The organism is Paenibacillus typhae (genome assembly GCF_900099765.1).
GTDB classification, from domain to species: Bacteria; Bacillota; Bacilli; order Paenibacillales; family Paenibacillaceae; genus Paenibacillus_AQ; species Paenibacillus_AQ typhae.
The window spans coordinates 54,609-62,332 of sequence record NZ_FNDX01000035.1; the positions used below are offsets into that span (position 1 = coordinate 54,609).

Annotated in this window: 3 protein-coding genes; all 3 read left to right on the forward strand. The window is 51.9% G+C overall.

Annotated elements, in window-relative coordinates; all coding sequences use genetic code 11:
* Nucleotides 1-64 precede the first annotated feature (64 nt).
* The 3 genes from BLR64_RS30905 to BLR64_RS22135 all read left to right on the forward strand — a co-directional run bounded on the left by BLR64_RS30905 (nt 65) and on the right by BLR64_RS22135 (nt 7,331).
* Nucleotides 65-2,878, forward strand: a complete 2,814-nt coding sequence (locus tag BLR64_RS30905) for a PA14 domain-containing protein (RefSeq protein ID WP_425262172.1) — start codon at nt 65-67, stop codon at nt 2,876-2,878.
* 213 nt (nt 2,879-3,091) lie between these two features.
* Nucleotides 3,092-4,609, forward strand: coding sequence for a glycosyl hydrolase (locus tag BLR64_RS22130; protein WP_090717579.1), 1,518 nt, complete (start codon nt 3,092-3,094; stop codon nt 4,607-4,609).
* Nucleotides 4,610-4,640: 31 nt separating this feature from the next.
* Nucleotides 4,641-7,331: a discoidin domain-containing protein gene (locus tag BLR64_RS22135; RefSeq protein WP_415841245.1), complete on the forward strand. Its 2,691-nt coding sequence runs from the start codon at nt 4,641-4,643 to the stop codon at nt 7,329-7,331.
* Nucleotides 7,332-7,724 lie beyond the last annotated feature (393 nt).

A 7,724-nucleotide genomic window follows, 5' to 3' on the forward strand; every position in this document is an offset into this window, starting at 1 on the left:
CGTTTTATTGTCCGCTGTACCCATAGGTTTAGGTTTTGCACCGTCATCTGTGCAAGCAGCCTCCGTGATCGGAGCCCCAGTAAATCCCAACGCTTCAGCAGAGGCGGTTAAGCTGCTGGACAAAATGTATGCCATCTCCGGGAAGGGGATCATTACAGGACAGCATGACTATTTCGAAAGTCCGGATGAAATCAGCAACAAGCTGAAGACGATAAGCGGACAGTATGCCGCATTGCACGGCTATGAGCTTGGAGCAATCGGCGGACAGACGGAGAGTGGGGTAGCAGCGCAGCGTAAAAACATCGTCTGGAGCGCCACCAACTGGCATAAAGCGGGCGGTATCGTAGCAATGACTTTTCACCAGAATCTGCCCGGCACCAAATATGAATGGGGCAATGTACAGAAAAACATCAGCCAGGCTGAGTTTAACAAGTATGTAACACCTGGAACAGCGGAGTATAATGCCCTGATTGCTGATCTGGATAAAGTGGCTGTTTCGCTCAAAAGTTTACGGGACGCAGGGGTTCCCATCCTCTGGAGACCTTATCATGAAATGAACGGCGGCTGGTTCTGGTGGGGCAAGAAAAATAACTTTGCTCAATTGTGGAATATCATGTATGACCGTTTCGTCAACGTTCATCAATTAAACAATTTGCTGTGGGTGTGGAATCCGAATGCTCCCAATTCCAATTCCGATCCCTACGAGCTGACCTATCCGGGTGCGGATAAAGTGGATGTGCTCGCAGTAGATATATATAATAATGACTTTTTGAACAAATATTATGACAGTCTTCTCAGCCTGGCCGCCGGTAAACCGATTGGTATCGGTGAAAACGGTGAAATGCCGAGCATTGCCAAGCTGAAGCTCTCCCAGCAAAACTATGTTTTCATGATGAACTGGGGGAAAATGCTGTATGAAAACAACAGTAATGATACCATTAAAAACTTTATGAATGACAGCTATACCCTGACCCGCGACAAGTATAAGGTATGGGCCGCACCGACAGCAACGCCGACACCAACGCCGACACCAACGCCGACACCAACGCCGACGCCGACACCGACGCCAACGCCGACGCCAACAGCTACGCCAGCGCCGACAGTAAAGCCGACGGCAATTCCGGTACCGGCTCCGGATTCCTCAGTGCAGGAGCCGGCGGTTAACGGGCTCAAAGGTGAGTATTTCAAGAATATGACGCTGTCCGGTACTCCGGCGCTTGTACGCAATGATGCACAGATTAATTACAGCTGGCGTCAGGCAGCCCCGGATCCGGTACTCCCGGTGGACGGCTTTTCCATCCGCTGGACCGGCCAGATCAAGCCGGCCTACAGTGAAACCTACCAGTTCTTCACCAACTCGGACGACGGCATCCGTGTCTGGGTTAACGGCACAGCAGTCATCGACAGCTGGATGAAGCAGAGCGGTACCGAGCGTACAGGCAGCATTGCCCTGCAGGCCGGCCAATTATACGACATTAAAGTAGAATATTATGAGAATGCCGGCGATGCCAGCGTCCGCCTGATGTGGCAGAGCCCGAGCCAGGCGAAGGTAGTGGTTCCAACCGGCGCACTGTTTGTTAAGAATCCGGCATCCAGCCAGGCAGCAGCAGCTGCAACACCAGTGCCGACGGCAACGCCTGCGCCAACACCAGTACCAACACCTGCGCCAACACCAGTACCAACACCACTACCAACAGCCACACCGGTTCCGACGCCAGTACCAACTGAAGCGCCGGTGCTGGCTGTCAAGCCGGGACTGGCTCCGGATTCCGCAGTGCAAGAGCCGGCCGTTAACGGGCTCAAAGGTGAGTATTTCAAGAATATGACGCTGTCCGGTACTCCGGTGCTTGTACGCAATGATGCACAGATTAATTACAGCTGGCGTCAGGCTGCTCCGGATCCGGTACTCCCGGTGGACGGCTTTTCCATCCGCTGGACCGGTCAGATCAAGCCGGCCTACAGTGAAACCTACCAGTTCTTCACCAACTCGGACGACGGCATCCGTGTCTGGGTTAACGGCACAGCAGTCATCGACAGCTGGATGAAGCAGAGCGGTACCGAGCGTACAGGCAGCATTGCCCTGCAGGCCGGCCAATTATACGATATTAAAGTAGAATATTATGAGAATGCCGGCGATGCCAGCGTCCGCCTGATGTGGCAGAGCCCGAGCCAGGCGAAGGTAGTGGTTCCAACCGGCGCACTGTTTGTTAAGAGTGCTGCTGACAATACAGCAGCTACAGCTTCGCTGGCATCCGCTGCAGCGGTAACAGCAACGCCGGCACCGACAGCAACACCGGCACCAACGCCAACAGCAACGCCGGCACCGACAGCAACACCGGCGCCAACGCCAACAGCAACACCGGCACCAACTCCTACAGCTGCACCGGCACCAACGCCAGCGCCTACACCAGTACCAACAGCCACACCTGCACAAGCGGTGGCAGTAAACGGACTGCAGGCTGAATATTTTAACAATATTCAACTTAGCGGTGCACCTGCACTGGTGCGTACCGATGTTGTGCTTGATTTCAACTGGCGCCAGGGCACGCCGGATGCAGCGATTGGGATTGATTTTTTCTCCGTACGCTGGAGCGGAAAAATTAAACCGCTGTACAGTGAAAACTACAACATATATACCACTTCAGATGACGGCATCCGCGTCTGGGTCGATGGCAATCTGATCATCGACAGCTGGGTGAAGCAGAGCGGAACCGAACGTGTAGGAAGCATCAGCCTGCAGGCCGGACAATTATATGATATTAAAGTGGAATATTACGAGAACCAAGGAGATGCAAAGGCCAAACTGATGTGGGAAAGCGCCAGCCAGATCAAGGAGGCTGTTCCTGCCAGTGCCTTATTCCTGCCTTCCGTTTCCTGATCAGGAAACAGAGTGTGTTCTGCTGAGTTCTTCGCCGTCACTGATGCTGGTTGAGCTGTTACAATACTAAATCCTCACAGTCCACCTTATGGGCCCTGCTTACCGGCAGGGCTACTAAGCTATAGTCCTCATCCGGCTGCAAGAATAGGAATCCCTGCGGGGGACCCTTTTTTGGCACCTGTGCGGATATGCGGCTGGAGAAAGGAGATAACATTGAACACTTACCGCAAGTACCGGCTGTACACCACTGTCCTGCCCATTATCTTTATCCTTTCTTTGCTGCCCTGGTCCGAAGTGCGCAGTCTTCCTGTTACCCAAACACCGGTAGGCCCGGCAGCAGAAATTACCCCGATTAATCCCGATGCTTCCCCGGAAGCGGAAGATTTACTAAGCTATCTCACAAACCTGAGCGGTACCGGGCTGATTTCCGGGCAGCATGACTATCTGGAGAGCCCTGATGAATTTAACAAAAAGCTGAAGTCTATAAGCGGTCAATCCGCCGTACTGCATGGTTATGAGCTCGGAGCAATTGGCAATCAGCCGAAATCCCTTATAGCCCAGCAGCGCCAGTGGGTTGTAGACAGTGCGATCAGCTGGCATGAGGGCGGAGGCATCGTAGCGATGACCTTCCATCAGAATCTGCCCGGTACCTCTGACGAATGGAAGAATGTCAAGATGGGGTTAAGCCAGGAGAAGTTCGATGCCTATGTCACCCCGGGTACTGCAGAATATAACAAGCTGATTGCTGATATTGATGAAATTGCCGTTTATCTGGAGCAGCTGCAGGAAGCCGGAGTTCCGGTGCTGTGGCGGCCTTATCATGAAATGAACGGGGCCTGGTTCTGGTGGGGGGAGAAGAATAACTTCGTCAAGCTCTGGGACATTATGTACAGCCGCTTGACCCGTACACACGGACTGAATAATTTGCTGTGGGTCTGGAATCCGAATGCGCCTAATGAATCGTCTGATGAATATGATCCTTATTTTCCGGGTATCGACAAGGTGGATGTTCTGGCTGCAGATATTTACAATAATGACTTCAGACAATCCTACTATGATAAGCTGCTGAGACTTGCACAAGGGAAGCCTATCGGCATCGGCGAAAGCGGAGAGCTTCCAGACCCTGTAACATTGTCTCAAACCCAAAGTAAATGGGTATATACGATGACATGGGGGAAAATGCTGACGGAGAATAATAATAACCAGAAAATAACCAGTTTTATGAACAATAAATACATTGTTTCAAGGGATGACTATATTGTTAACCTGGCGAGCAAGGTAGACAAGACAGCCACTGTTCAGGCCAAAGGATTAAGAGCACAGTATTTCAATAATATTGACCTGACCGGCGGTGCGGATCTGATCCGTAATGACAGTAAGATCGACTTTAACTGGCATCAGAATTCGCCGGCTGTGGGGATCCAGAAAGATCTTTTTTCCGTCCGCTGGACCGGAACCATTAAGCCTTTGTACAGCGAAAGATATACCTTTATATCCTCCTCGGACGACGGAGTCCGCGTCTGGATCGGCGGCAGGCTGATTATCGACAGCTGGAAGAAGCAGAGCGGCGACAGCCGGGAGGGAAGTATACTGCTGAAAGCCGGAACCCCATATGACATCAAAGTCGAATATTATGAGGATCACGGCAATGCAAGCATTGGTTTACAATGGAAGAGCGCCAGTCAGAAGCAGGGAGTTATTCCCCCGAGCGCATTGACTCCTCCTAAGTAATCTACCCCCGGAAGAAAGCGAGGACAAGGGAATGAGGACCAGAAATAAGAAGAAAAAAACCATTAAACCTCTTCATCTACTGCTCAAATTCGCAGCTTTAGCCATCTTGTTTCTAGTGTCCGTTTCTGTCTTCGGAGAGGACGGCACGAAACGGGGCGAGGTCGAGGTAGACATGACCAAGCTGTCGTCTGCGAGTGATGCAGGGCCGCAGTTGCCTGACGGGACTGTGCTGTGGCAGCTTGGCAAGCAGGACGGATCGTCCGCAGAATTTGCGGCAGCTGCTTCTGCCGGTGTCAAAGCCGCCTATACTGTTTCTTCCGCCTCCGGCAAGACGCCTTCAAATCTTCAGAGCGTACCTTCGGGGCTGAGAGGGGATACCAATCCTGAGCTGCGTATCACCTACAATTTGAATAAGATCCCGGAGAACGGGGTCTTATTTCGCGTAAGCATCATTGATGCCTACAAATCCGTCCCCCAGATGAGTGTTTTCTCCAACAGCCAGCTGTCAGGCATCATCCAGATTGCCGGTGTGGCCGGCACAGACAACAAATACAGTTTCCGCAAAACCTATGAGCTGTATATACCCAAAGAACAGCTTACAGCAGGGAGCAACGAATTGAAGCTGCAGGCTTCCCGGGGAATCTATTCGTCGAGTATGGAGGATAAGTACAACTGGTGGACCTGGGATGCCCTTAGTCTGGAATCGCTGAATGAGCCGATTCAAGAACCGATTCATGGCAGCTACACACTGACGGGCACGATGGTCAACAATAAGCAGTTTTATTTTGACGAAGGTGCGGTTACCCATCTTCCTTATATTATGAAATGGCTCGGTATAGCATACAGCGGCAACATTATGCGTACCAGCTGTGCCAGCGACGTCGGCCGCTCCTGCTCCAACATGGCGGATTATTACAAGGTGCTTCAGGATTACAATATGCAGTCGGTGGCTCTCTACCTGCATACCGGAGATATCAAGCTGAATGCTGACGGCTCACTGCCGGCGGATGCAGAGAAGAAGCTGACAGATTATTTCGAGCAATACAGCCCTTATTTTCAATATTATGAGGTTGATAATGAGCCGGGGCTGTTTAACCGTTCCAAAGCCGTTAACCTGGCCATTGCCGACTGGCTGAATACGAAGGGCAAGAACATTTCCCCGCATCTGCAGACTGTTGCACCGGGCTGGGCCTACTGGCCTGAGTATAGAACAGATTCCTGCGGCAATCAGAAAGGGACCGTCAAACAGTGCGGCGATCCTGACGGCTGGGAGCGTGATCCGCAGCAGAGGGCCGAGCTGGAAGAGGTTACGGATTTGACAAACGGACATTCCTACGGGGACTCCTATATTTTCAGCAACGGGGGAAGCTTCACTGAGAATCTCAAAACCTTCGGCGGTGCGGCAGACGGACTCAGCAAAAAAATGCTGACCACTGAATTCGGTACTTCGGATTCCCATGTCGATTCTTACCAGTACGGGGCTTCCGAGCCTACGGCAGCAGTATTTGACCGGATCATGCGCGCCCATATTGGTTATGCGGATATGTTTGTGCAGCATGCCGCTTTCTTCAAAAATTTCAGCCTGTTTAAATACGGCTTTAATCTGGAAGAGCATGATCCGGCCAAAACGGAAATCTATTACACCAAAGAAAATGAGGATTCCCGGGTAAGCATTATGCGCAGGCTAAGTCTTGCCTATGCCACGCATGGAGCACCATTAACCTATCAGATCACCAATAAGGCTGAGCTGGCCGACAAGCTGGTCTATGTCCGGGCTGTAGACACCTCAACCCTGGAGCCGCTTGCCGGCAGCGGGGCTACATCCAATAAGGTGCTGGTGAATTTCGTTAACTTTGAAGAAACAGAACAAAAGGTTACGGTTAAGGTCACTATGCCTGAAAAAACGGTATACGAAGGGGAACGTTTCGGCAATGGGGATACGTATGAGGCGGCACGCACTTATGTATCCGGAAAAAATGCAGCGCCTGAGCTCGAATTCACCGAAACTTTAGCTCCGGGAGAGGCGGTCCAATATATTCTGGAGCCTTCTTCCGAGGTGGCGGATGCTGCGCCGCAAGGTTTCAAAGCGCAGGCAGTGAAAGGATTGTCCATGAAGCTGAGCTGGCTGGAGGCTCCCGGAGCAAGTTATGAGGTGCTCCGGGCCGACGGCTCCGGCGGGGATATGAAGGTTATAGCCACGAATGTGCAGAGCACCGGATATACCGACAGCAAGCTGAAGGAGGGCACGCTTTATACTTATGCAGTAAGAGTTGCCGGTTCGCTCCTCCTGTCGGACAAAGTTCAGATTACTGCTACAGGTCTGGTTCCGCTGGACCGTTCAGAATGGAAGGTCTCCTCCAACATCAGTACCAGTGTATCCAATCCGGGCGGTGCGATAGACGGAGACCGGCGCACACGCTGGGATACCGGCAAGCATCAGGCATCAGGGGAATATTTTCAGATTGATCTCGGCAAGGACCATACGGTTGAGGCGGTAGAGCTGGATTATACTCTGTCCTCCTATGACTATCCTCGCGGCTATGAGCTGTACGTTTCAGATGATGCGCAGAACTGGAAGCGGGTGGTCAGCGGTAAAGGCCAGCTTAGTATGACCCGGATCTCTTTTCCTCAATTAAAGACGCGTTATATCAAGATTCTGCAGACAGGAGCCGGAGGGAATTACTGGTCCATTCAGGAACTGCAGGTATATTCAAGAGAATAGGGTACAGGAGAGCAGCAATTCTGCATTCTTGTGAAGGGACCCCGCCGCTACCGGCAGGGTTTTTTGCTTTGTAGCGTGCCCAGAGGCACGCATTATCTAGTTGGTGAAAGTCCAACCAAAGGAGGGACCAAGCCACCTTTGTAGCTAGGATGCTTGCGCATGGCGAAATCTATGTGTAAAAGCGCATCGACAAAAGTACCGGTCAGAGAGCGGGCGAGCAACAATCCAGGCCGCAACATCAAGTGAATCCTGCCGCGTCGTCAAAAAGGCCCTGCAAAGGGAAAAAGAGGGTGCCGAGTCTCGTGCATATAGACGAAGGCCAAGGAAGCTGTGCAGAACTTGGAACAGCAGTGAAGAATCCTCCGGCGTAATGGGAACGGCATGGATTGAAAG